This is a genomic window from Nonomuraea sp. CA-141351 (assembly GCF_050944675.1).
In the GTDB taxonomy this organism is placed as follows: domain Bacteria; phylum Actinomycetota; class Actinomycetes; order Streptosporangiales; family Streptosporangiaceae; genus Nonomuraea.
Genome location: NZ_CP191982.1, coordinates 5,093,723 through 5,114,891 on the forward strand (window position 1 = coordinate 5,093,723; position 21,169 = coordinate 5,114,891).

A 21,169-nucleotide genomic window follows, 5' to 3' on the forward strand; every position below is an offset into this window, starting at 1 on the left:
GGGGCTTCCTTTCAGCGGAGTTGCCAGCCGCGGGCGCGGACGCGCTCGTTCCAGAAGCCCGCGTAGGTGCCGCCGGCGGCGAGCAGGGTGTCGTGGTCGCCGTGCTCGGTGATCCGTCCGCGTTCGAGGACGAGGATGCGGTCGGCGGCGACGACGGTGGACAGGCGATGGGCGACGACGATGACGGTGCGGTCGCGGGCGAGCTCCCTGATGGCGTCGGCGACGGCGGCCTCGTTGGCCGGGTCGAGGGCGGCGGTGGCCTCGTCGAGCAGGACGACGGGGGCGTCCTTGAGCAGGGCGCGGGCGATCGAGACCCGCTGCTTCTCCCCGCCGGACACGGTGGAGCCGGCCTCGCCGACGCGCGTGTCCCAGCCGTGCGGGAGGCGTTCGACGACCTCGTCGAGCCGGGCGATGCGGGCCACCCGGTCGAGGTCGGCGTCGCTCGCCTCCGGGGCGGCCATGCGCAGGTTGTCGGCGATCGTGCCCTCGAACAGGTAGACGTCCTGGAACACCTGGGCCGTGAGCCGTGAGACGCCTGCGCTGCCGAGCTCGCGCACGTCCCGGTCGCCGATGCGGACCGAGCCGTCGTCGACGTCGAAGAAGCGGCCGATGAGCTTGAGCAGGGTGCTCTTGCCCGAGCCGGACGGGCCCACGACGGCGGTGAAGCTGCCGGAGGGGATCTTCGCGTCGATGCCGTCGATGACGGTGGTGCCTTCGTCGTAGCCGAAGCGGACCCCGGCCAGCTCGATGTCGGCGCCTGCCGGTTCGGCGGGCTGGGCCGGTTCGGGCAGTGGCGGCACCGCGAGCAGCTCGCGTACCCGGCCGATGGCATCGGCGTTGATCTGCACGTGGCCGGCGAGCTCGCCGAGCTGCGAGATCGGCTCGAGCATGCGCAGGGTGACGATCAGCACGCCGATCATGACCGCGAGTGCGACGGTGCCATCCAGGGTGAGGGCGACGGTGAGCGCGATGACGGCGGTGACGACCAGCTGCAGGGTGCCGAAGAATGCGATGAGCCCCCATGCGCCGCGGATAGTGAGCCGCGACTGGGATCCTTGCTGGCGGACCAGGGACTCTTCGAGGGTGCCGAGCTCCGGCCGGTCGAGCACGCCGTAGGCACGCAGTGTCGGCTGCTGGCGGGCGTACTCGACGATGCGGGACGCGGTGGCCCCGATGTCGTGCTCGTAGTCGTCGTCGTTGCGGCGCACGATCGCCATGAGCAGCCGCAGAGCCAGCGCGCACAGCGCCGCTCCGGCCGCGAAAGCGAGGCCGATCCGCCAGTCGAGCACGAAGCTGCCGACGATCATGGTGGCCGGAGCGGTCAGCCCGACGACAACGTGGCGCAGCAGGTGCGCGGGGATGTTGGCGACGTCCATCGTGCCCTTGCCGAGCATCCGCCCGATCGGCCCGGTCCGGTCACCGCGGAACCAGCCGATCGGCAGCGTCGCGAGGTGGTTGCCGATCCGCTCGTGAAAGCTTGTCAGCACGTCCGTCCCGACGAGGTAGCCCAGCGACGTGCTCCAGGCCAGCAGCACGTGATGGGCGGCGACCACGGCGACGATCGCCCCCAGCCAGAGCCACAGACGGCCCCAGCCGACCGGCGGGCTGGTGAGGGTCGCGACGAGCGGGGCCACGAACAGGAACCCCAGTCCCTGCAGCACGCCCTGCCCGGTCTGGGCGGCGAGCATGGTGCGCAGATGCCGGCGGCCGCGCTCGTCGAGCGCCTCGAAGAGGTATCGGATCATGGCGATCATCAGCGGGCCTCCACCCTGTTCACGGCGTCGGTGCGCGCGTGCTGATCGTGCTCCCACAACCGCGCGTACAGCCCCTGGCGGGCCAGCAGTTCCTCATGCCGTCCCTGTTCGACCACGCGTCCCGCGTCGAGCACGACGATCCGGTCCGCGTTGCGGATGGTGCTCAACCGGTGTGCGATGACCAGCACGGTGCGATCGCGCGCAACCTCGCTGAGCGCGTCCTGGATGCGCGCCTCGTTCTCCGGGTCGGCGCTCGCCGTGGCCTCGTCGAGCACGAGCACGGGCCGGTCGGCGAGGATCGCCCGGGCGATGCACACGCGCTGCCGCTCGCCTCCGGACAACTCCGCGTCCTCGCCGGCCACGGAATCCAGACCGCGGGGTAGCTCCTCGAGCCGGTCCAGGATCTGCGCCTTGGCGGCCGCCGCGCGCACGTCCGCGTCGTCGGCATCCGGGCGCGCGAGGCGGATGTTGTCCCGGATGCTCATGCGCAGCAGCGCGGAGTCCTGGAAGACGAAGGCCACATGCCGGTACAGCTCGGCAGGGTCGATGGTCCGCAGATCGACGCCGTACAGCTCCACCGAGCCCTGCTGCGGGTCGTCGAAGCGGGGCAGCAGCTTGGCCAGGGTGGACTTGCCGGACCCGGACGGGCCGACCAGCGCGGTGATCGTGCCGCGCTCGAGTTCGAGATCGACTCCGTCCAGCGCGACCGTGTCGCCGTAAGCGAACCGCACTCCGCGCATCCGGACCACCGGGCCGGCCGCGTCCGCGTCGGGCACGACCGGGTGCGCCGGAACAGGCAGCTCCGCAGTGGAGAGCAGCGCGCGGATGCCGCGAGCCACGCTCAGCGACGTGACCAGCGGATGCACCGACATCATGAGCGTCATGAGACCCGTGGTGGTGACGGTCCCGAACACCAGAAACGCGATGAAACTCGCCAGCGGCAACTGGCCCGCGGCGGTGAGGACGCCGCCTGCGCTCGCCAGGATGACGAGCACGCTCGGCGGCGATACGAGGATCTCCGCGATGACGCCGGCGACGCTCGTCGACCTGGCCCAATCCAGGAAGAAGCGGGCGAAGCTGCGCGACACCTCCTGGAAACGGCGGCTGGCAACTCCTGGCGTCCCGAACGCCTTGACGACCCCGATGCCGTTGACGAACTCGACCGCGGCACCGCTCAACCGGGTCAGCCACTCCATGAACACCGGATACTTCGTGCCTGAACCGGCCATCGCACGCTGGTACACGATCAGACCGACGACCAGCGGCAGCAGGCTGATCAACGCCATCCGCCAGTCGACGGCGAAGAGGTACACGACCGCCGCCACCGGCGGGACCGCGGCCGCCGTGACCTCCACCACGGAGTGGGCGATGAGTTGATGGAGCGCTGCCACGTCGTCCTCGACGATCTTCTTCACGGTGCCGGAATTGCGGTCCGTGAACCAGCCGAGCGGGAGCCTGCGCAGCTTGCCGAGGAGCTCCCGGCGGATGCCGAACGACACCCGGATATCGGCCAGATGCGTCAACAACCCCGCGCCGAAGGTGCCGAACTGCTTCACGACCAGCGCCACGAGCGCCACGACGATGACCGGCCACACATCCGTGTCCCCACGCAGCAGCCGGCGGGCGATCTCCACCACGGCGACCAGCGGCGCCATCCCGGCAAGCGCGCTGACACCGGTCAGGACGGCGCAGCCGATCAGGGTAGCTCGGGCCGCAGCCAGCACCGAAGGCGGCTCCTGCGCCGATGGAACCGTGGAAGTGGACATACGCCACCCTTCCGAGATGGGTCATGGCTAGCTAAACAAAGGCATAGTAATGATAATCATTGTCGTTGGCTACATACCTGACCAGAGCGGCGGATCATTCGCCGCAGCCGGCTCGCAGCTCAATGCTTCCTGGCGGGGTCATTCACCTGGCCGTACTCCTGAAGGCCGCCCAGCTGCGAATGACCGGACGGTGGCCGCTCAGGGAACACTGGGCGGCCATCGCCGTCGGGGTCCTCGCGTCTCTGGCGCGCAATCACGGGAGATGCCATGATCCGGGCCAAAGCGAGGTGAAACATGACGATCTTCCGTCGAATCCTGGCCGTCGCCGCCGCGGCGGCACTTCTGCCCTTGGGGTCGGGCACGGCCGAGGCCGCGAGCCGAACCACCCGGTTCGCCACCTTCAATGCCTCACTCAACCGCAACGCAGAAGGCCAGCTCGTCGCCGAACTGTCCACGCCGGACAACGCGCAAGCGAAGGTCATCGCCGAGATCATCCAGCGGGCACGCCCCGACGTGCTGCTCATCAACGAGTTCGACTACGACGCGAACGGCACCGCAGCCCGCCTCTTCCAGGACAACTACCTGTCGGTGGCACAGGGTGGGGCGCAACCGATCACGTACAAGTATCGGTTCACCGCCCCCAGCAACACCGGCATCGCCTCCGGGTTCGACCTGAACAACAACGGTGCCGTCGTGACGACGCCGGGCGCGCCCGGTTACGGCGACGACGCGTACGGCTTCGGCGCCTTCCCCGGCCAGTACGGCATGGTGGTCTACTCGAAGTACCCGATCGACATGCGCGGCGTCCGCACCTTCCAGAAATTCCTGTGGAAAGACATGCCCGACGCGGCCCTGCCCGACGACCCGGCCACGCCGACGCCCGCCGACTGGTACTCGCCGGAGGAGCTCCAGGTGTTCCGCCTCTCCTCCAAGAGCCACTGGGACCTGCCCGTGCGCATCGGGCACCGTACGGTGCACTTCCTGGTCAGCCACCCCACGCCGCCCACGTTCGACGGCGCGGAGGACCGCAACGGCCGCCGCAACCACGACGAGATCCGGCTCTGGGCCGACTACACGCACCCGGGGCGCGGCGGCTACATCTACGACGACCGCGGCCGCCGCGGCGGCCTCCCACAGGGTGAGCCGTTCGTCATCGCCGGCGACCAGAACGCCGACCCCAACGACGGCGACAGCTACCAGGGCGCCATCCACCAGCTCCTCGACCACCCGAAGATCGACAGCGGCTTCGCGCCGTCGAGCGCGGGCGCGGCGGAGGCCTCCGCGCTGCAGGGCGGCGTGAACGCCACCCACACAGGCGACCCGAAGTACGACACGGCCGACTTCGCGGACACCGCGCCCGGCAACCTCCGCGCCGACTACGTGCTCCCGTCCAAGCGGCTGAGGCCGGCGGGCGGCGGTGTCTTCTGGCCGGTGTCCAGCGACCCGGTGTCGCGTCTCACCGGTGTCTTTCCCTTCCCCAGCTCCGACCACCGCCTCGTCTGGCTGGACGTCAAGTCGTAGAAAGGGCCGCGGCACACTCCGCCACCCGAGCCCTGGCTCCCTCACGGTCCGCGGCGTCGGCGGCCGAAACCGCGCCACAAAGTCAGTGCGCGGCGACGGCCGCCCGGAGACCTGCTGGGCTGTTCGAGCCGGCCGAGGCGACGTTCGCGCCGACCGGCTCCGGCGGGCGCGGAGAGGCCGAGGAAGCGCGACGCGCCGGCCGGGCCGCGTTCCTGGCCGGCGCGGTCTCCGCCCGCGACCGGGTCCTCAGCGAGTGGGGATCTGCAGTGCGCGGAACTCCTTCAGCCAGTACGACGGCGCCGACAACCCGGACGGGCGCTGCTTGATCGTGTACGGGGCGTACACACTGTTGAGCAGCCACGGATCCTTCGCGGGCCCGAAGTTGCTGACCATCGCGTCGTCCTGCTTGAACCCGTACGTCGCCACCGCCAGCCGTCCCGTGCCCCGGTACAGCCGCATCTGGTCCCGCAGGAACCCGGACTGGCTGGTGAACCACGGGCTGCTGCTCAGGAAGTCGTTCCATTGACGCTCGCTGAACGGCTCGTCGATGGCGGCCTTGATGACCTGCCACACCAGGGTGCCGGAGGCGAAGCCGTACTTCTCGGCGTACGTGGCCGAGACCGGGTCCTCCAGGTGCTTCTTCCAGTAATGGACGAGGGAGAACTCGGTGACCAGGAACGTCTGGTCGGCCCGCAGCCGCGGCAGGATGTAGTCCAGGAAGAGCTTGGCGCTCTCCGGCGCGGGGACGTGGGGGTGGATGTCGACGCCCTCGATCTCCGGCGTGTCGCGCACGAAGGTCATCCAGCGCTCGGCGGCGGGCGTGTGGCGGTCGGGCAGGTCGAGTCTGTTCAGCGCGCCCATGTAGAGAGCGGTGCGGCAGCCGGCGCCGCACCGTTCGCGCCGGTAGTCGATCACGTGCCGGGCGACTGTCTCGTAGAACGTGTTGAGCTGCTGGTCGCGTTCGGCGGGCAGGCTCTCGATGAAGGGCTCGTTGCCGATCGTGAGGATGTCCACCTTGCCCATCACTGTGGGCAGCACCTTGTCCAGGCGGGCCAGCTCAGCGGCCATCTTCGCGCTGCCGGGGGAGGGGAAGGACGCCTCGTTGTAGGGGAACTTCAGGCTCAGGACGGTGTGGTAGCCGCGCCCGGCCGCCTCGTTGATGGTGCGGATGGCCAGGTGCTTGGCGGGGTCGCCCTGGTCGGTGGCGGGCATGGGGAAGAAGCCGCGGACCCATCGGGTGCGGGCCTCGCGCAGCTCCCGGTAGTCCAGGGCGTCGAGATTCTGGTTGAAGTTGGCTCCCAGCGCGCCGTACGCGTCGTCGTCGGCAGCGATTGTCGCCGCTCGGCCGACGGGGGCGGAGGCGGTGGCGGGGGAGGTGACGGCGGAGATGGCGACCATCGCGGCGAAGGCGAGAGTCGGCAGTCTGCGCAGCATGAAGCCTGCTCCCTCAAGGTGGGGGACGGTGTGTCGAAGTGCGGCCGGTCAGGCACCACTCATGTTTGCGCTAACTTGAGTGAGCTGTCAATGACCGATCATTGGCTGTGAGGTCAGCGGCGCGGGGAGGCGGTGGAGGACCGCACCACCAGTTCGGGACGGACGAACCGGACCGCGGGCCGAGTCACCTCGGCCCCCCGAGCCTCGATCTGCGCGATCAGGTGGTTGAGACAGTGGCGGCCCACCGCGGCGAGGTCCTGCCGGACCGTGGTCAGCGGCGGGGTGAGGAACGGTGCCAGGTCCAGGTCGTCGAATCCGACCACGCTCAGCTCCTCCGGCACCTGTAGGCCCAGCTCGGCAGCGGCGCGCAGGACGCCCGCCGCCATCTGGTCGTTGGCGGCGAAGACCGCGGTCACGGAGCCCGAGTCGCGGGCCAGCAGCCGGTGCGCGGCGTCGTAGCCGGACTGGGGCGACCAGTCGCCGGCCTCGGCCGGCGGGACGGGCCGGCCCTCCCGCTTGAGCAGCCGCTGCCAGGCGGCCCGCCGCCGCTGGGCGGCGTTGGAGCCGGCGGGCCCCGCGACGTGATGGACCGTGGCGTGCCCGAGGCGCAGGAGATGCTCGACGGCGGCGCGGGCGCCGGCCGCCTCGTCCATGCCGAACGTCGGGTGCCGGTGCGCGGCCCTGCTGTCGGCCACCACGAGCGGCGCCTCCTCGGGCAGCCGCAGGTGGGGGGTGTCGAGCACGCGCGCCTCGATCACGATCACCCCGTCCACCGCCCGGTCGGTGAGCCCGCGTACGGCCGCCTGCACGTTCTTCTCGGTGGGGGCGTCCACCATCGCCACGCTCACCGAGTAGCCCCTGGCCTGCGCGCCCGCCGTCACGGCCTCGAGGATGCGGACGTTGCCGATCGTGCTGAGGTTGAACATGACCACGCCGATCGTGCCGAACCGGCCGGTGGCCAGCGCCCGGGCCGCGATGTTGGCGCGGTAACCGAGCTGCCGCATGGCCGTCTCGACCTTGAGCCGGGTGGCGGCGGTGACCCGGTCGTTGCCGTTGACCACCCGCGACACGGTCTGGCCGGAGACACCCGCGAGCTTGGCGACGTCGGCCATGGACGGGCCGCCGGACGCGCTCGTTCCCGGTAGTCGGGCCACCTGGGGTGTCCTCCCTTCATCGCCGACAGGGTACATCGGGATCGTCGGAGGGTGGAACCCGTCTCCCTGGTCCCGAAACCCCTGGTGGGGAGGGCGTACGGCATCTGTCTTGTTGTTTGCGCAAACATGGCGTGCGTCGACCGGCACCAGGTTCGCGACTGGGGAAGGGGTGGCACTCAGCGAGTGCCGGCGACAATATCCGCGCGTGCCGCCAGTGCATGAGACGAAAAGGGCCGGCTGCCCAAGGCCGATGGTCGAAATGAGGGTCAGCGCGCGCAGGCGCAGGCCGTCCTCGTCGAACAGCCGGAACGCCGGCGCCATCGATCCCGGGGTTGGTCATCGCCGCGGCGACGACCACCGCGCCCGCCTGGAGCGCCTGTTCGACGCCCTCAGCAGCGGATTCGTGCCCCGGCCGTAAGGGTCACCGCCGCACTGCGCCCAGTGGCGGGCAAGGCCGCCACGGAAGACGGGCCGGCGCAACGCCGGCGGGAGACGAGCACGGTGACTCCGCCGTCTGGATGGCTGACCTGGTCGTCGTTCTCGGCGAGAGGCGGGTCGTGGAGGTGGGCACGCACGACGGCCCCGTCGGCGCCGGCCTGGTCAGCCACCTGACGTACCGGGTGGTCCGGCAAAGAGCGTTTCCGGAGCGGCGAGCGCCAGACCGGCGGCGCCGAGCGCATGCTGGGCGTCGCTCCAAGGACGGACGATCACTTGGACGTGGTAGGCAGCGGTGACCTGGCTGGCCCGCATCACGACGGAGAACCCGGGCTCCAGACCCGGCCAGAGAACGTGGTTCTCGCCGATGACCGCGATGGTGGGCGTGCCGAGCAGGTTGACGACGCCGGCGACGGCCCGCCCGAGTATGGCGCCGACCCCGGCGAGTACCCGGGCCAGCGACCGCTCGCCGGAGACCCACCGTGAGCGGAGCTCCTCGATGGTGGTGGACGCCTCGGCGAGGCCCTCGCGACGGGCGGCGCGCAGGATCCCGTCGTCGCTGGTGAACGTCTCCAGACAGCCCCGGGCGCCACAGGCGCAGCGCGGGCCGGTGGCGGCGACCGGCGTGTGGCCGAACTCGCCGGACAGCCCACTCGGGCCGCGGTGCACCCGCCGCCGCAGAACCGCCCCGACCCCCACTCCGTCGCCGATGCCGAGCACCAGGAAGTCGTCGTGCTCACGTCCCGTCCGGTACAGGAGTTCGGCGGTGGTACTGGCCGTGAGGTCGTTGTCGACGAGCACCGGGATCGGGAACTCGGCACCCAGCCGTTCACCGAGGGGAAGGTTGCTCCACCCAAAACGGGGACAGAACCGGATATAGCCCGCATCGACGGAAGCCGGCACGGCCACGCCCACCGCCTTGAGCCTAGGGCCCACGGCGGGGTCGGCCAGCCGCCGGCTGATGACCCTGAGTAGCTGCGGAAGCGGGTCTGCGTTACAGTCGAAGGGCGATACATCGGATGTAATCATCCGGCCATCCAGCCCTGCGACGACGGTGACGAGGTGGTCGGTCGCCACCCGTACACCGATGGTCGCGGCGGCCTCCGGCACGACCTGCAGCGGGATGCGCGGCCGGCCGACCGCCCCCGCCTGCGGGGCGAGGGTCCGTAGATATCCGCAGGTCAATAGGCGTCGCGTGTGTTCGTGTACGGTCGCGTCGCCGAGCTTGAGCCGGGCCGCGATCTGACGCCGGTCCAGGGCGCCCACAGTGCCGAGAAGCGCCAGGATCTCGACGCAAGTCAGATCGCCACGGCCGGCTGTTCGGCGAGCAGTCATCGGATATTTCCCATCACGATCTCATTGACATTACGGATTGCGACGGCCTAGTTTCAAAAGAATTAACTCGGCCCCGAGCTTATTGAGTGGAGCTGCGATGGGCAGGCAGATGCATGGCGGTCGGCGATCATTGGCGGTCGCGACAGCAGTGGTCATCGCGGGGGGACTGACGGCCGGTTGCGGGGGCGACGGCCAGGAATCATCAGGAGGCAACAAGGCAAGCAATGGCGCGGTGACGCTCACCTGGTCGATGTGGGCGTCCGGAACGGAGGACCGAAATGCTTGGCAGAAAGTGGCCGACCAGGTCACCCAGAAGTACCCGAACATCAAGATCACACTCGAGACCTCGCCGTTCAACGACTACTTCACCAAACTCGGCACCCGCCTGGCCGGCGGCAGCGCGGCGTGCATCGTCTCCATGCAGAGCCTGCGCACGGGCGGCTACGTCAGCGGCATGCGTCCCCTGGACGACCTGATCAAGAAGAACAACCTCGACACCGCCGACTTCGACCCCTCGATCATGGCCGGGCTGGCCTCGGGCGGCAAACAGTACGCGCTGCCGTACGATCTCGGGTCGCTGATCATCACCTACAACAAGGACATGTTCAAAGCGGCCGGCGTGCCCGCGCCGAAGGTCGGCTGGAGCGTGGCGGACTTCGAATCGGCGGCCAAGAAGCTGACCACCGGCGGCAAGTACGGCTTCGTGGCCTACCCCTCGGCGCTGGGAATGTTCTCGATGATCATGTCCAAGACGGGCGCGGAGCCGATGGACGCGTCCGGCAAGCTCACCCTCACCACCGAGCCGATGACGAGCGGCTTCCAGTGGTACGCGGACCTGGCCGCCAAGCAGGGGGTCGCACCCAAGGTGCCCGGCGTGAACAACAACTGGGCCGAGACCCAGTTCCTCAGCGGCAGCGTGGCGATGTCGGTGAACGGCCCCTGGTCCGTTCTGGAGCTCAAGTCGCAGGCCAAGTTCGATGTGGGCCTGGCCACCATCCCCGCCGGTCCGAACGGGACCAAGAGCTACTCGGCCGGGTCCGGCTTCGGCATCTCCCAGTCCTGCCCGTACCCCGACGAGGCGTTCAAGGCGATCAGCACGATGACCAGCGCTGACATGCTCGGGCAGCTCGGCTCGGTCGGGCGCGCCTATCCGGCGCGCAAGTCCGTCCAGAACAAGTGGTACGAGAACGCCTTCGAGGGCGCCAAGCCCGTCATCGACGCCGCCAACGCCTCCGCGAAGCCGTTCCGGGCGACCAGCAACTGGGACCCGGTGGAAAAGCTGCTGGCCCAGTACGGCATCCAGGCCTTCAACGGGCAGGCCACGGCGGCGGACGTACTCAGCCAGGTGCAGCAGCAGGCACCAGCATAGGGAGCGACGTGCACGACGATGCCAAACCCCCGCGCCTGCGCCGTGATGGGCGGGCCGCGGCCCTGTTCGCCGCGCCCAGCCTGTTCGGGTTGACGCTGTTCACCCTCTTCCCGATCGTGTTGTCGCTGGTGATGGCGTTCTTCCAGTGGCCCGCGGTGGGCGAGCGGACCTTCAACGGGCTGGAGAACTTCGCGACGCTGTTCACCGATCCCGTGTTCCTGCGGGCGCTGTTCAACACACTGCTGTTCGTGGTGCTCTACCTGCCGCTCAACCTCATCGTGTCGGTGGGGCTGGCGGTGTGGATCTCACCGCGCATCAAGGGCCGCAAGGCGCTGCGGGTGGTGTTCTTCCTGCCCGTGGTCACGCCGATGGTGGCCAACGCGATCGTCTGGCGGATGATCTACCAGCCGAACGGGCTCATCGACGGCTCGCTGTACGCCGCCACCGGCGTGCACGCGCCGAACTTCCTCGGCGAGCAGGGCTGGGCCATGTTCGCCGTCGTCGCGATGAGCGTGTGGCAGGGGTTCGGGTACAACATGCTGGTCTTCTCGGCCGCGCTGGACGCCATCCCGCGCAACCTCCTGGAGGCGGCGCAGATCGACGGGGCGGGACCGTGGCGGCAGTTCTTCCGCGTCATGCTACCGATGATCTCCCCGGCGTTGTTCTTCGCCACGACCATGACGCTCATCACGTCGTTCCAGGTCTTCACCCAGCCGTTCCTGATGACCGGCGGCGGGCCCGGCATCGACACCCAGACCCTCATGATGTTCGTCTTCGACAAGGGGTTCTCGATCTACCAGTACGGACTCGCGTCCGCCGGGGCCTGGATCCTGTTCGTGCTGGTCCTGGGCGTGACCGCGGTGCAGTTCGCCGGCCAGCGCAGATGGGTGAACTACGATGTCTGATCACGCTGTCCGCCGCCTCAGGCTGGTCGTCTCGCACGTCGCGCTCTACCTGGTGGCCGCCGCGTTCGTGTCGCCGCTGGTGTACATGCTGGCCACGTCGCTCAAGCCCGCCGACGAGGTGTTCGGGTCACCGCCGAGCCTGCTCGGCTCGCTGTTCCGGTGGCAGAACTACAGCGAGGCGTTCGAGTACCTCCCGTTCGGGCGGTTCGTCCTCAACGGGCTCGCCGTCGCCATCTGCGGCACCCTCGTGGTGCTGGTGGCATCGAGCATGTCGGCGTACGCCTTCTCGCGGCTGCGCTGGCGCGGTCGCGACGGCGTCTTCCTGGTCTTCCTGGCCACGCTGATGATCCCCCAGGAAGTGCTGGTCGTGCCGATGTTCATGCTGATGCGCTGGTTCGGCTGGGTGGACTCCTTCCAGGCGCTGATCTTCCCTTGGGCGTTCACCGCCTTCGGGACGTTCATGCTGCGGCAGTTCTTCCTGACCATCCCCGAAGAGATGTCCGAGAGCGCGCGCATCGACGGCGCGGGAGCGGTGCGGGTCTTCACCAGCATCATGCTGCCGCTGATCAGGCCCGCGCTCGCGGTGCTGGCGGTCTTCACGTTCATCAACTTCTGGAACAGCTTCATGTGGCCGCTGATCATCATCAACTCGGTGGACGAGAAGGCCACCGTCCCCCTGGGCCTGCAGCTCTTCTTCGGCCAGCAGGGCACCCAGTGGAACCTCGTCATGGCCGCCTCTGTGATCTCCATGGCGCCCACCGCGGCGCTGCTCATCATTCTGCAGAAACATCTCGTACGCGGGATCGCGACCAGCGGTTTCGGCGGCCGATGAAATCTCATGAAAGGAATATTGTGGACCACGCCTGGTTCTCCGAGTCCCGGTTCGGCATGTTCGTGCACTGGGGCCTGTACGCTCTGGCCGCCCGCCACGAGTGGGTGAAGAACCGCGAGCAGCTGACCGATGAGGACTACCAGCGCTACTTCGACCACTTCGACCCCGACCTGTACGACCCGGCGCAGTGGGCGCGGCTGGCCAAGGACGCCGGCATGCGCTACATCGTCCTCACCACCAAGCACCACGAAGGCTTCTGCCTGTGGGACTCGGCGCACACCGACTACAAGGCGACCCGCACCCCCTGGGGCAGGGACCTGATCGCGCCGTTCGTGGAGGCCGTACGCGCGGAAGGGCTGAAGGTCGGCTTCTACCACTCGCTGATCGACTGGCACCACCCCGAGTTCCCCGTCGACTCCCGCCATCCGCAGCGCGAGGACGAGGCGTTCAAGGCCGCCACCGCGGGCCGCGACGTCTCCAAGTACGCCGACTACCTGCACGCCCAGGTACGCGAACTGCTCACCGAGTACGGCCGGATCGACTACCTGTTCTTCGACTTCTCCTACAAGAACAGGCCGGGCGAGTGGGGCGGCAAGGGCGCCGACGACTGGCGCTCACCCGAGTTGCTGGAGATGGTGCGTGAGCTCCAGCCAGGGATCATCGTCAACGACCGGCTCGACATCCCCGGCGACTTCGTCACCCCCGAGCAGTACCAGCCCGCCGGCCCGATGACCGTCGACGGCCGCGAGGTGCCGTGGGAGGCCTGCCAGACCCTCAACGGCAGCTGGGGATACGACCGGGACAACCTCGACTACAAGTCCCCTGACCTGCTCGTACGCATGCTGATCGACAGCGTCGCCAAGGGCGGCAACCTGCTGCTCAACGTGGGCCCGGACGGACGCGGCCAGATCGACCCGCGCGCCCGCCAGAGCCTCGCTGACATCGGCGCCTGGATGGGGCTGAACTCCCGCTCCATCTACGGCTGCGGCCCCAGCGGTTTCACCGCGCCTCCCGACTGCCGCTACACCCAGCGCGGTGATCGGCTCTATCTGCACGTGTTCAGCTGGCCGTTCCGCCACCTGCACCTGCCGGGGCTGGCGGGGCGCGTGAAGTACGCCCAGTTCCTGCACGACGCGTCGGAGATCCGTACGCGCGTCATCGACCCCACCCAGAAGGCCGGGAACACGACCATGGGCGCCCTGGCCGCGGACACCCTGACCCTCGACCTGCCGGTTCAACGCCCCGACGTCGCCGTACCGGTCATCGAACTCTTCCTCACCGACTAGTAGTACTTCGTTGGGTCCGGGATGAGACGGTCTTCGCGTGGCTCCGGCGGACCTGGCTGATGTTCGAGGCCGTCTTGAGGACTTCGCGAGGGTATTCACCTCCTTCGCGCATCGGCACAGCCCTCCAACGGCGGGCTGTGCCGATGTCATCTGGGGTGGTCAAGCGAACTGGTGGCTCGTCACGCAGGCCTGGTCGGGCAATCGCCCCGATGCTCGTCGGTCGGATCAGCCGGACCAGCGAAGGGCCGGTGAAACTCCAATGAGCGGGGGTTCGACGCCCCTGGACCCGAAATGGAGCCCCGAGGACGAGCAGTGACCAGGTGCGCGAGCACACTGGTGACCAGCTTTAGCTCGCGAAGCCTGCACAGGACGGAAAAGCCGTTCTCTGGGTCACGTCGAAGCCGTACCGCTCGGGCAGTGGCCGGTGCTCGTGCGAGTACGCCAAGATCGCCAATGGCCTGGCCGGATGTCCCACGCGGTGCTGTCGCCCTAAACCGTCGGGTCGGGACCCAGGACGGTGTCGAGCAGACCGCCCAGCTGGTCGAGCTGTCCGGCCGTGAGGCTCTGGAACGAGGTCGCGATGACGGTGTCCGCGGCCTCCTGGCCCGCCATCCGCAGTCGTTCTCCCTCCTCGGTGAGCCGGTGCCGCACCGCGCGACCCGGGCCGGGCACGCGCTCGATCAGGCCGCGATCGGCCATCCGTACGGCGAGCGAGCCGAAGGACTGGTCGGTCTGGAAGGTCAGCACTGCGAGGTCATGGAGTGAAGCATCGGGCTTGCGGTGCAGGTGGCGCAGGGTGTCCCACTGCACGAGTGAGAGCCCGAGCGGTGCGAGGGCCCGGCTCAGCGCGCGGTGGTGGCGGTGCTGGAGCCTTTTGACGGCCAGGGCGACGTCCGCCGGGCGGTACTTCATGCCGACGATTCTAGCGGACCAATCCAGCTTCCTTATATAAGGAGCCTGATATAAGGTTCCTTATATACCTCTGAAAGGACGGACCGATGAGCACCTCCACTCCGGCCGGCGTCCTCCGGCCCACCCGCACCGACACCCACGAGCTCGGCACGATTGAGATCACCGTCCAAGACCGTGACCGCACCCGGCCGTACCTGTTGCTGCACGGTGGGGCCGGCCTGGCGACCATGACCGTCTTCGCCGACCTGCTCGCCGAGCGCACCCGCAGCAGGGTGCTGCTGCCCACCCACCCCGGCTTCGACGGCACCCCCAAGGCCGCCGAGCTGACCGGCGTCACCGACCTGGCCCGCGCCTACGTCGCGATGCTGGAGAGATACGGCCTCAGCGACGTGACGGTCGTCGGCAACTCCTTCGGCGGCTGGCTGGCCGCCGAGATCGCTCTGCAAGACAGCCCCCGCGTCAGCGGCGCCGTCATCATCGACGGGATCGGCATCGAGGTCCCCGGCCACCCGATGACCGACCTCAACGGCATGTCGCCCGCCCAGATCCGGACGTACTCCTTCCACGACCCGACCAGGCTGCCCGCCCCGCCGAGCACCGCCGACCCCGGACCCAGCCCTGACGTCCTTGCGCTGATCGGCTACACCGGCCCAGCCATGACCGACCCGACGCTGGCCGAGCGGCTCGGCCGCCTCGACCTCCCGGTCCGGGTGCTGTGGGGAGAGAGCGACCGCATCGTGGATCCGGAGTACGGCAAGGCCTACGCCGCCGCGATCCCGGGGGCGACGTTCACCCTGCTGCCTCGTACCGGCCACCTGCCCCAACTCGAGACACCCGAGGAACTGCTCGACGCGCTGCTCGACCTCGGAGATCTGTAAGCAGGCGATCCCCATGAGGGCGAGCTGGTCGTCGCGAGCCTCGCCGACCGGCGGGCTCTCACTCAGACTGAGGGGCTTGCGGCAGTAGGCCGGCGACCGATCATGGCGCCTGGGCGGGCTGCTGCTCGAGCGGATCGGGATGGACAAGCCGAGTGAGGTCGCCGCGATGAACGGGAAACCGCTCCGCGGAGACCACGGCCGCCTGGCGGCACTGGAGGCATCCCACACCAACCTGCGGAGACTCACCCCGCAGGTTGATTCATGCCGGTGACAAGTGGATCTGGCTCACCTCATGAAGCACTGCCGGCCCGGTCTCGGCAGATCACTCCCACGTCGGGGTGGGCTCGAAGCCGGTCGGCGAGGGTCGAAAGTTTCAAGGCTCCATTTCCGCTGGAAGTGGCGTGTGAAGTGCGTAGACAAATCCAGGGACTGCCGAAACTTTTCGAGCATCATTGACATATTTCGGGAGTGTTTCCACACTGGATCCTCGAGGTGACTGCCCCGCCAGGCCGATGGACATGGCAGGACTCGCTGCCTCTGACGCCCTGGTGGTCTGCGTCTCATGAGGGGTGCGGCGCCGATCTGGCGGGGTGTGTCTCCGCGTTCGGTTCGTAATTCAGCAATGGAGGCTCAGGCATGCCCACAAACGCCCTACCCGCGCCTGAAATCCGACGATCCTTCACCGGCTTCCGCCGGGTTGTGGCGGTCGGGGTTCTCGGCTTAGCCGGCACGATCGCCCCCTTGGCGTTGTCGCATCCCGCCGATGCCGCGGAGACCACGCTCGGCGCGGCGGCCGCGCAGAGCGGGCGGTACTTCGGCACCGCCATCGCCGCGGGCAAGCTCGGCGACTCGGCATACACCACGATCGCCAACCGCGAGTTCAACATGGTGACGGCCGAGAACGAGATGAAGATCGACGCCACCGAGCCGAACCGGGGTCAGTTCACCTTCACCAACGCCGACCGCATCTACAACTGGGCCGTCCAGAACGGCAAGCGGGTCCGCGGCCACACCCTGGCCTGGCACTCCCAGCAGCCCGGCTGGATGCAGTCCCTGTCCGGCAGCACCCTGCGCCAGGCGATGATCGACCACATCAACGGCGTCATGGCCCACTACAAGGGCAAGATCTACGCCTGGGACGTGGTCAACGAGGCCTACGCCGACAGCGGCGGCGGCCGGCGCGACTCCAACCTCCAGCGCACCGGCAACGACTGGATCGAGGTGGCCTTCAAGACCGCCCGGGCCGCCGACCCGGCCGCCAAGCTCTGCTACAACGACTACAACATCGACAACTGGACCTGGGACAAGACGCAGGGCGTCTACAACATGGTCAAGGACTTCAAGGCCCGCGGTGTGCCGATCGACTGTGTCGGTCTCCAGGCCCACTTCAACAGCGGCAGCCCCTACAACAGCAACTTCCGCACCACGATTTCGAGTTTCGCCGCCCTCGGCGTGGACGTCCAGATCACCGAGCTGGACATCCAGGGGGCCTCGGCCACGACCTACGCCAACGTGACCAACGATTGTCTGGCCGTCGCCCGCTGCAACGGGATCACCACCTGGGGCGTCCGGGACAGCGACTCCTGGCGCTCCGGCGACACTCCACTCCTGTTCGACGGCAACGGTAACAAGAAGCCTGCCTACACTTCGGTCCTCAACGCCCTCAACAGCGCGAACCCGAACCCCGACACCACCCCGCCGAGCACGCCGGGCACCCCGACGGCGTCCAACGTGACCGCGTCGGGCGCGACCCTGACCTGGGCCGCGTCGACCGACACCGGTGGTTCGGGCCTGGCGGGTTACAACGTCTACCGCGAGCAGGGCGCCACCGACACATTGCTGGGTCAGTCGACCACCAACTCGATCACGTTGACCGGGCTGACCGCCAACACCCAGTACCAGGTGTACGTGCAGGCGCGTGACGGCGCGAACAACCTGTCCGGCAACTCCCAGCTGGTCACCTTCACCACCCAGACGGGCGGCGGCACCGACACCACGCCGCCGAGCACGCCGGGCGTCCCGGCCGCGTCCAACGTGACCTCCTCCGGCGCGACGTTGACGTGGACCGCGTCCACGGACGCGGGCGGCAGCGGCTTGGCCGGCTACGACGTGTACCGCGAGCAGGGCACGGCCGACACGCTGCTGGGTCAGTCGACCACCAACTCGATCACGTTGACCGGGCTGACCGCCAGCACCCAGTACCAGGTGTACGTGCAGGCGCGTGACGGCGCGGGCAACCTGTCGGCCAACTCCGCGCCGGCGACCTTCACCACCACTGGCGGCAACACCGGCGGCTCCTGCACCGTGACCCCGACCACGCAGACTCAGTGGCAGAACGGGTACGTCATCGAACCGGTCCGGGTGACGGCGGGCAACTCGGCGATCAGCGGCTGGACGGTGACCTTCACCCTGCCGGCCGGGCACACCATCATCGGCTCCTGGAACACCCAGCTGACCGTGAGCGGGCAGACCGTAACGGCCAGGAACGCGGGCCACAACGGCAACCTCGGCCCGGGCGCCAGCACCACCTTCGGCTTCCAGGTCAGCCGTCCCGACGGGAACACCTCGCTGCCGAGCGGGTACACCTGCGCCTGACAGCTCTCTGGCCCATCCACCCCTCACCGGGTGTGGATGGGCCAGGGGCTCGTCCTGGACAGGCTCGGCGGCCTCCACGCTCGCCTCACTGAGCCCGAACTGAACGCGGCACGCAAGACCACGCGTACGGTGCGCAAAGGCCGCTCCACCATGTGACTCACGTATGTCTCACGGTCAGACGATTCGACTACAGAATCGTGGGAAACCGCAGGGGCGCCTGGCCGCGTCTGGTTCCGGCTGCGTCGCTGCCCAGCGCGTACGCGATCGACGGCGCCATCAACGAACTGATGTTCATCGCCGGGCCCGTGCTGGTGTCGGCACTGATGCTGGTGATGCCGGCGCAGAGCGTCGTGACCGGGGCAGGTGCGTCCGTGCTGCTGGTTACGGTGCTGCCGATCGCTTCCAGGGCGGTACGGGACGCGCCACCGCCCGAGCACTCAAAGGATGGCAACTCCCAAGCCTCACGAATGGCCCGGCTGGCCGGACCACTCACCCACCGGCCCACGCTCGTCCTGCTGATCATCGCCGCGTTCGGCACCTTCTCCTTCGGCTGCCTGCGCATCGCCACCGTCGCCTCCGCGACCGCCTTCGGCTCAGCCTCCTCCGCCGGACTGCTGCAATCCGCCCTACTCGCCGAGCATGCCCCTCCCCACTACCGCACCGAGGTCTTCGCCTGGCTCAACACCTTCATGTGGACCGGATACGGTCTGGGCACCGCGATCGCCGGAGCCCTGACCGGCCCCGGCGACAACGGCGCCACAGCCTTCACCACCGCCGCAGGCGTCGCCTTCCTCGGCGCAGCCCTGGCCGCAGTCTTCTACCGCCCCGCGCCGAACCCGTCCCGCCCAGCATCCTTGGAAGCAGGCAGATCGGCATGAACAAGAGCGACTACGGAGCAGCCGGCCGCCACAACCCTGCCCACGATTACTCCTCATGGGCGGCGGCGTTGAGGTCGCGCAGCTCACGGAGCCCTCCGCCCAGGTCGCGTACGCCGCTGGAGGATGAAAGACACCCTCTTGCGAGAATCGCTCAGAGTCTCGTTCGCGGAGGCCTCCAACGTGGTGCGATCACGCGGGCACCGAGTACGTGCTCCAGCAAGGCGAGAGCCTCGCACTCCGCTGGTGCAGGCTCCGCCGCACCGGCCAGGAGCCGCCCGCCGATCGCGCCGCCGTCGTTCGCTGCGTGTTGGAGAGCCTGGCGCCGGCCCATCGGGCCGCGCTGCGCCGGGCCGCCGAGCTGTCCGGCCACCCGGTCGAGGTGGTTCATCTGGTGGGCAGCGGCTCCAAGAACGCGCTGCTGTGCCAGTTCACCGCCGTCGGCCGTGACGCCTGGGCTGAGGCTTCCGCTCTGCTGAACTCCCATAGGTCTTGAGCGGAGAGCAGCGCCCTCCTAGATCGCGAGCCGATCCCTGCCTTCCAGCCTTTCTCCCCGTCGCCGAACAACCAGACGCGCGATCCGGTGTTGATGTCGGTCGGGTAGCCCGGGTCGAACTCCACCGCCGCATCCAACCGAGCGACAGCGTCCGCAGGAAGGGTGACGTCGAGGGCGCCCAGGTTGTCCTGGAGTGCCGACAGGATCGACTCGGTGGTGTGCTGAAGGATTGTCGCATGCCGCCTGACCTGGCCGGATGATTAATCGGCACCCAAGGCGCGCCGGCGTCGGGCACCAAACCTGCCTTTGGCGTCACCACCACTCCCGTGAAGCACCCCGCGGCACTGCGGGCCCCTGGGTGATGATCGAATGTTACCGTCCGAGCTGGGCCGAGGAGCAGTGTTCGGGTGCTCGGGTGGCACTGTCAGTCGTCGGTGTATCCGTACGGGGGAATGATCGACTTCCCTTCGGCGAAGCGGTCCGGAGTGAAGGCCGAGATGTCCAGGGTCTGCGGTTCGCGCAGCGCCATCTCGGCGAGGGCGCGGCCGACCGCCGGGCAGATCTTGAATCCCATCCCGGAGAAGCCCGCCGCCACGAGCAGACCTTCCATCCCGGCCACCGGGCCCAGCATCGGTCGCGCGTCTGGTGACATGTCGTAGATGCCGGTCACCCCGCGGGCGATGCCGGCCTCGGCGAGCGCCGGAACCCGGCGCGCGGCGCGCTCGACCATGTCGACCACGTTCGGCTCGCGGGGGGACTGGGGGAAGTGGTCGGGGTCGATCCCGTCGCGTGGGCCGACGAAGTCGCCGAGCAGCAGGCCGCCGCCGGACTCCGGGCGGAAGTAGGTGCGGGTACCCGAGTCGATGCACGCGGTATGGGCGGCCGGGCCGTCGGGCGCGTCGCGCAGGACGGCGACCTCGTGGTACTCGGCTTCGATGGGCAGATCCACGCCGACTGTGCCGAGCAGCGGCCGAGTCCACACGCCGGTGGCGAGGATGACGAGGTCCCCCACGACCTTGCCCTCGTCGGTGGCCACACCGCGGACCCGGCCCCCGTCCTCGATGAGAGAGCGCACGCGGGTGTTGGGGTGGTAGGCGACGCTCATCTCCCTGGCCCGGGACAGGAAGTCGCCGGCCACGACGGCACCGTCGCCGTAGCCGGCGCGGGGCTCGTACGCTGCGGCGACCACGTCGTCGGCACGCCACCCCGGTTCGATGCCCAGCAGGTCGTCGGCAGTGATGACCTCGGCCTCTGCGCCGCACGCCTGCTGCATCTCGACGTTCTTGCGCAGGAGGTCGGACTCTTCTGCCGGCACGATGCGGACGAACCCGCATTCGCGGAAGACCGGTGGGCGGCCGACCCGTTCGGGCCAGTTACGGAAGTAGGCGAGGCTGTCGAGCGCCAGCCGTACTTCTGGCTCGAACGTGTAGTGCATCCGGACGAGTGCCGACGAGCGGCCGCTCATGCCCTCGCCGGCACGTCGCGCGTCCACGACGGTGACGGATCGCGCGCCCTGTTCGGCGAGGTGGAAGGCGATGGATGACCCCATGACGCCGGCGCCGACGACGATGATTTCGGGCACTGCTTGCGACCTCCTGGAAATGTGTTGTGAACGGGCGGCG

17 protein-coding genes are annotated in these 21,169 nt (G+C 68.8%); 10 read left to right on the top strand and 7 right to left on the bottom strand.

Annotation, left to right across the window (positions count from 1 at the left end; all coding sequences use genetic code 11):
- Positions 1 to 11: 11 nt before the first annotated feature.
- Together ACQPWU_RS24100 and ACQPWU_RS24105 are read right to left on the bottom strand one after the other, a co-directional pair.
- Entirely contained in the window at positions 12 to 1,754 is a 1,743-nt protein-coding gene (locus ACQPWU_RS24100; RefSeq protein ID WP_433443801.1) for an ABC transporter ATP-binding protein, read from the bottom strand.
- The gene (locus ACQPWU_RS24105; RefSeq protein WP_433443803.1) at positions 1,754 to 3,520 is read right to left on the bottom strand and encodes an ABC transporter ATP-binding protein; all 1,767 of its coding nucleotides are present in this window, start codon (positions 3,518 to 3,520) and stop codon (positions 1,754 to 1,756) included. Before ACQPWU_RS24105 ends, ACQPWU_RS24100 begins: the two co-directional genes overlap by 1 nt.
- 294 nt (positions 3,521 to 3,814) lie before the next feature.
- On the opposite strand from ACQPWU_RS24105, the gene ACQPWU_RS24110 reads away from it, so the two are divergent.
- The gene (locus tag ACQPWU_RS24110) at positions 3,815 to 5,041 is read left to right on the top strand and encodes an endonuclease/exonuclease/phosphatase family protein (RefSeq protein WP_433443806.1); all 1,227 of its coding nucleotides are present in this window, start codon (positions 3,815 to 3,817) and stop codon (positions 5,039 to 5,041) included.
- A gap of 246 nt (positions 5,042 to 5,287) precedes the next feature.
- Here the strand turns inward: ACQPWU_RS24110 and ACQPWU_RS24115 are convergent, their stop codons facing one another.
- Together ACQPWU_RS24115 and ACQPWU_RS24120 are read right to left on the bottom strand one after the other, a co-directional pair.
- On the bottom strand, positions 5,288 to 6,475 hold the full coding sequence (locus ACQPWU_RS24115; RefSeq protein WP_433443808.1) for a hypothetical protein: 1,188 nt from the start codon (positions 6,473 to 6,475) through the stop codon (positions 5,288 to 5,290).
- Between the two features lie 113 nt (positions 6,476 to 6,588).
- Positions 6,589 to 7,629, bottom strand: a complete 1,041-nt coding sequence (locus ACQPWU_RS24120; RefSeq protein ID WP_433443810.1) for a LacI family DNA-binding transcriptional regulator — start codon at positions 7,627 to 7,629, stop codon at positions 6,589 to 6,591.
- A 259-nt stretch (positions 7,630 to 7,888) separates the two neighbouring features.
- Between ACQPWU_RS24120 and ACQPWU_RS24125 the strand changes: the two genes are divergently transcribed.
- Entirely contained in the window at positions 7,889 to 8,047 is a 159-nt protein-coding gene (locus ACQPWU_RS24125; protein WP_433443812.1) for a hypothetical protein, read from the top strand.
- 182 nt (positions 8,048 to 8,229) lie between these two features.
- On the opposite strand, the gene ACQPWU_RS24130 is transcribed toward ACQPWU_RS24125, so the two are convergent.
- Positions 8,230 to 9,399, bottom strand: coding sequence for an ROK family protein (locus ACQPWU_RS24130; RefSeq protein WP_433443814.1), 1,170 nt, complete (start codon positions 9,397 to 9,399; stop codon positions 8,230 to 8,232).
- 232 nt (positions 9,400 to 9,631) lie between these two features.
- On the opposite strand from ACQPWU_RS24130, the gene ACQPWU_RS24135 reads away from it, so the two are divergent.
- Genes ACQPWU_RS24135 through ACQPWU_RS24150 form a run of 4 tightly spaced genes read left to right on the top strand, consistent with a single transcriptional unit; the run spans position 9,632 to position 13,791 of the window.
- Positions 9,632 to 10,768, top strand: a complete 1,137-nt coding sequence (locus ACQPWU_RS24135; RefSeq protein ID WP_433443816.1) for an ABC transporter substrate-binding protein — start codon at positions 9,632 to 9,634, stop codon at positions 10,766 to 10,768.
- Between the two features lie 8 nt (positions 10,769 to 10,776).
- Entirely contained in the window at positions 10,777 to 11,673 is an 897-nt protein-coding gene (locus ACQPWU_RS24140) for a carbohydrate ABC transporter permease (RefSeq protein ID WP_433443819.1), read from the top strand.
- Entirely contained in the window at positions 11,666 to 12,505 is an 840-nt protein-coding gene (locus ACQPWU_RS24145) for a carbohydrate ABC transporter permease (protein ID WP_433443822.1), read from the top strand. Before ACQPWU_RS24140 ends, ACQPWU_RS24145 begins: the two co-directional genes overlap by 8 nt.
- 20 nt (positions 12,506 to 12,525) lie before the next feature.
- A complete protein-coding gene (locus ACQPWU_RS24150; protein WP_433443825.1) occupies positions 12,526 to 13,791 on the top strand; it encodes an alpha-L-fucosidase in 1,266 nt (421 codons plus the stop codon).
- 489 nt (positions 13,792 to 14,280) lie between these two features.
- On the opposite strand, the gene ACQPWU_RS24155 is transcribed toward ACQPWU_RS24150, so the two are convergent.
- Complete coding sequence (locus ACQPWU_RS24155) at positions 14,281 to 14,703, bottom strand: MarR family winged helix-turn-helix transcriptional regulator (protein WP_433443827.1); 423 nt, start codon at positions 14,701 to 14,703, stop codon at positions 14,281 to 14,283.
- Positions 14,704 to 14,789: 86 nt separating this feature from the next.
- Here ACQPWU_RS24155 and ACQPWU_RS24160 point away from each other — a divergent pair, with 86 nt between their 5' ends.
- The 4 genes from ACQPWU_RS24160 (at position 14,790) to ACQPWU_RS24175 (ending at position 19,547) form a co-directional block, all read left to right on the top strand.
- On the top strand, positions 14,790 to 15,581 hold the full coding sequence (locus ACQPWU_RS24160) for an alpha/beta fold hydrolase (protein WP_433443830.1): 792 nt from the start codon (positions 14,790 to 14,792) through the stop codon (positions 15,579 to 15,581).
- 636 nt (positions 15,582 to 16,217) lie between these two features.
- Positions 16,218 to 18,176 carry an endo-1,4-beta-xylanase gene (locus ACQPWU_RS24165; protein ID WP_433443833.1) on the top strand — a complete coding sequence of 653 codons (1,959 nt, stop codon included), beginning with the start codon at positions 16,218 to 16,220 and terminating at the stop codon, positions 18,174 to 18,176.
- A 197-nt stretch (positions 18,177 to 18,373) separates the two neighbouring features.
- Positions 18,374 to 19,054, top strand: a complete 681-nt coding sequence (locus ACQPWU_RS24170; protein WP_433443835.1) for a hypothetical protein — start codon at positions 18,374 to 18,376, stop codon at positions 19,052 to 19,054.
- 208 nt (positions 19,055 to 19,262) lie between these two features.
- Positions 19,263 to 19,547 (top strand): FGGY-family carbohydrate kinase, encoded by a 285-nt coding sequence (locus ACQPWU_RS24175; protein WP_433443837.1) that lies wholly within the window; start codon positions 19,263 to 19,265, stop codon positions 19,545 to 19,547.
- Positions 19,548 to 19,971: 424 nt separating this feature from the next.
- Here the strand turns inward: ACQPWU_RS24175 and ACQPWU_RS24180 are convergent, their stop codons facing one another.
- Positions 19,972 to 21,129 carry an NAD(P)/FAD-dependent oxidoreductase gene (locus ACQPWU_RS24180; RefSeq protein WP_433443839.1) on the bottom strand — a complete coding sequence of 386 codons (1,158 nt, stop codon included), beginning with the start codon at positions 21,127 to 21,129 and terminating at the stop codon, positions 19,972 to 19,974.
- Between the last annotated feature and the right edge of the window lie 40 nt (positions 21,130 to 21,169).

Coding starts and splice junctions, on each gene's coding strand:
- ACQPWU_RS24100 (WP_433443801.1), bottom strand. CDS start 1,754: ATGATCGCCATGATCCGATACCTCTTCGAGGCGCTCGACGAGCGCGGC.
- ACQPWU_RS24105 (WP_433443803.1), bottom strand. CDS start 3,520: ATGTCCACTTCCACGGTTCCATCGGCGCAGGAGCCGCCTTCGGTGCTG.
- ACQPWU_RS24110 (WP_433443806.1), top strand. CDS start 3,815: ATGACGATCTTCCGTCGAATCCTGGCCGTCGCCGCCGCGGCGGCACTT.
- ACQPWU_RS24115 (WP_433443808.1), bottom strand. CDS start 6,475: ATGCTGCGCAGACTGCCGACTCTCGCCTTCGCCGCGATGGTCGCCATC.
- ACQPWU_RS24125 (WP_433443812.1), top strand. CDS start 7,889: ATGAGGGTCAGCGCGCGCAGGCGCAGGCCGTCCTCGTCGAACAGCCGG.
- ACQPWU_RS24130 (WP_433443814.1), bottom strand. CDS start 9,399: ATGACTGCTCGCCGAACAGCCGGCCGTGGCGATCTGACTTGCGTCGAG.
- ACQPWU_RS24145 (WP_433443822.1), top strand. CDS start 11,666: ATGTCTGATCACGCTGTCCGCCGCCTCAGGCTGGTCGTCTCGCACGTC.
- ACQPWU_RS24155 (WP_433443827.1), bottom strand. CDS start 14,703: ATGAAGTACCGCCCGGCGGACGTCGCCCTGGCCGTCAAAAGGCTCCAG.
- ACQPWU_RS24160 (WP_433443830.1), top strand. CDS start 14,790: ATGAGCACCTCCACTCCGGCCGGCGTCCTCCGGCCCACCCGCACCGAC.
- ACQPWU_RS24165 (WP_433443833.1), top strand. CDS start 16,218: ATGCCCACAAACGCCCTACCCGCGCCTGAAATCCGACGATCCTTCACC.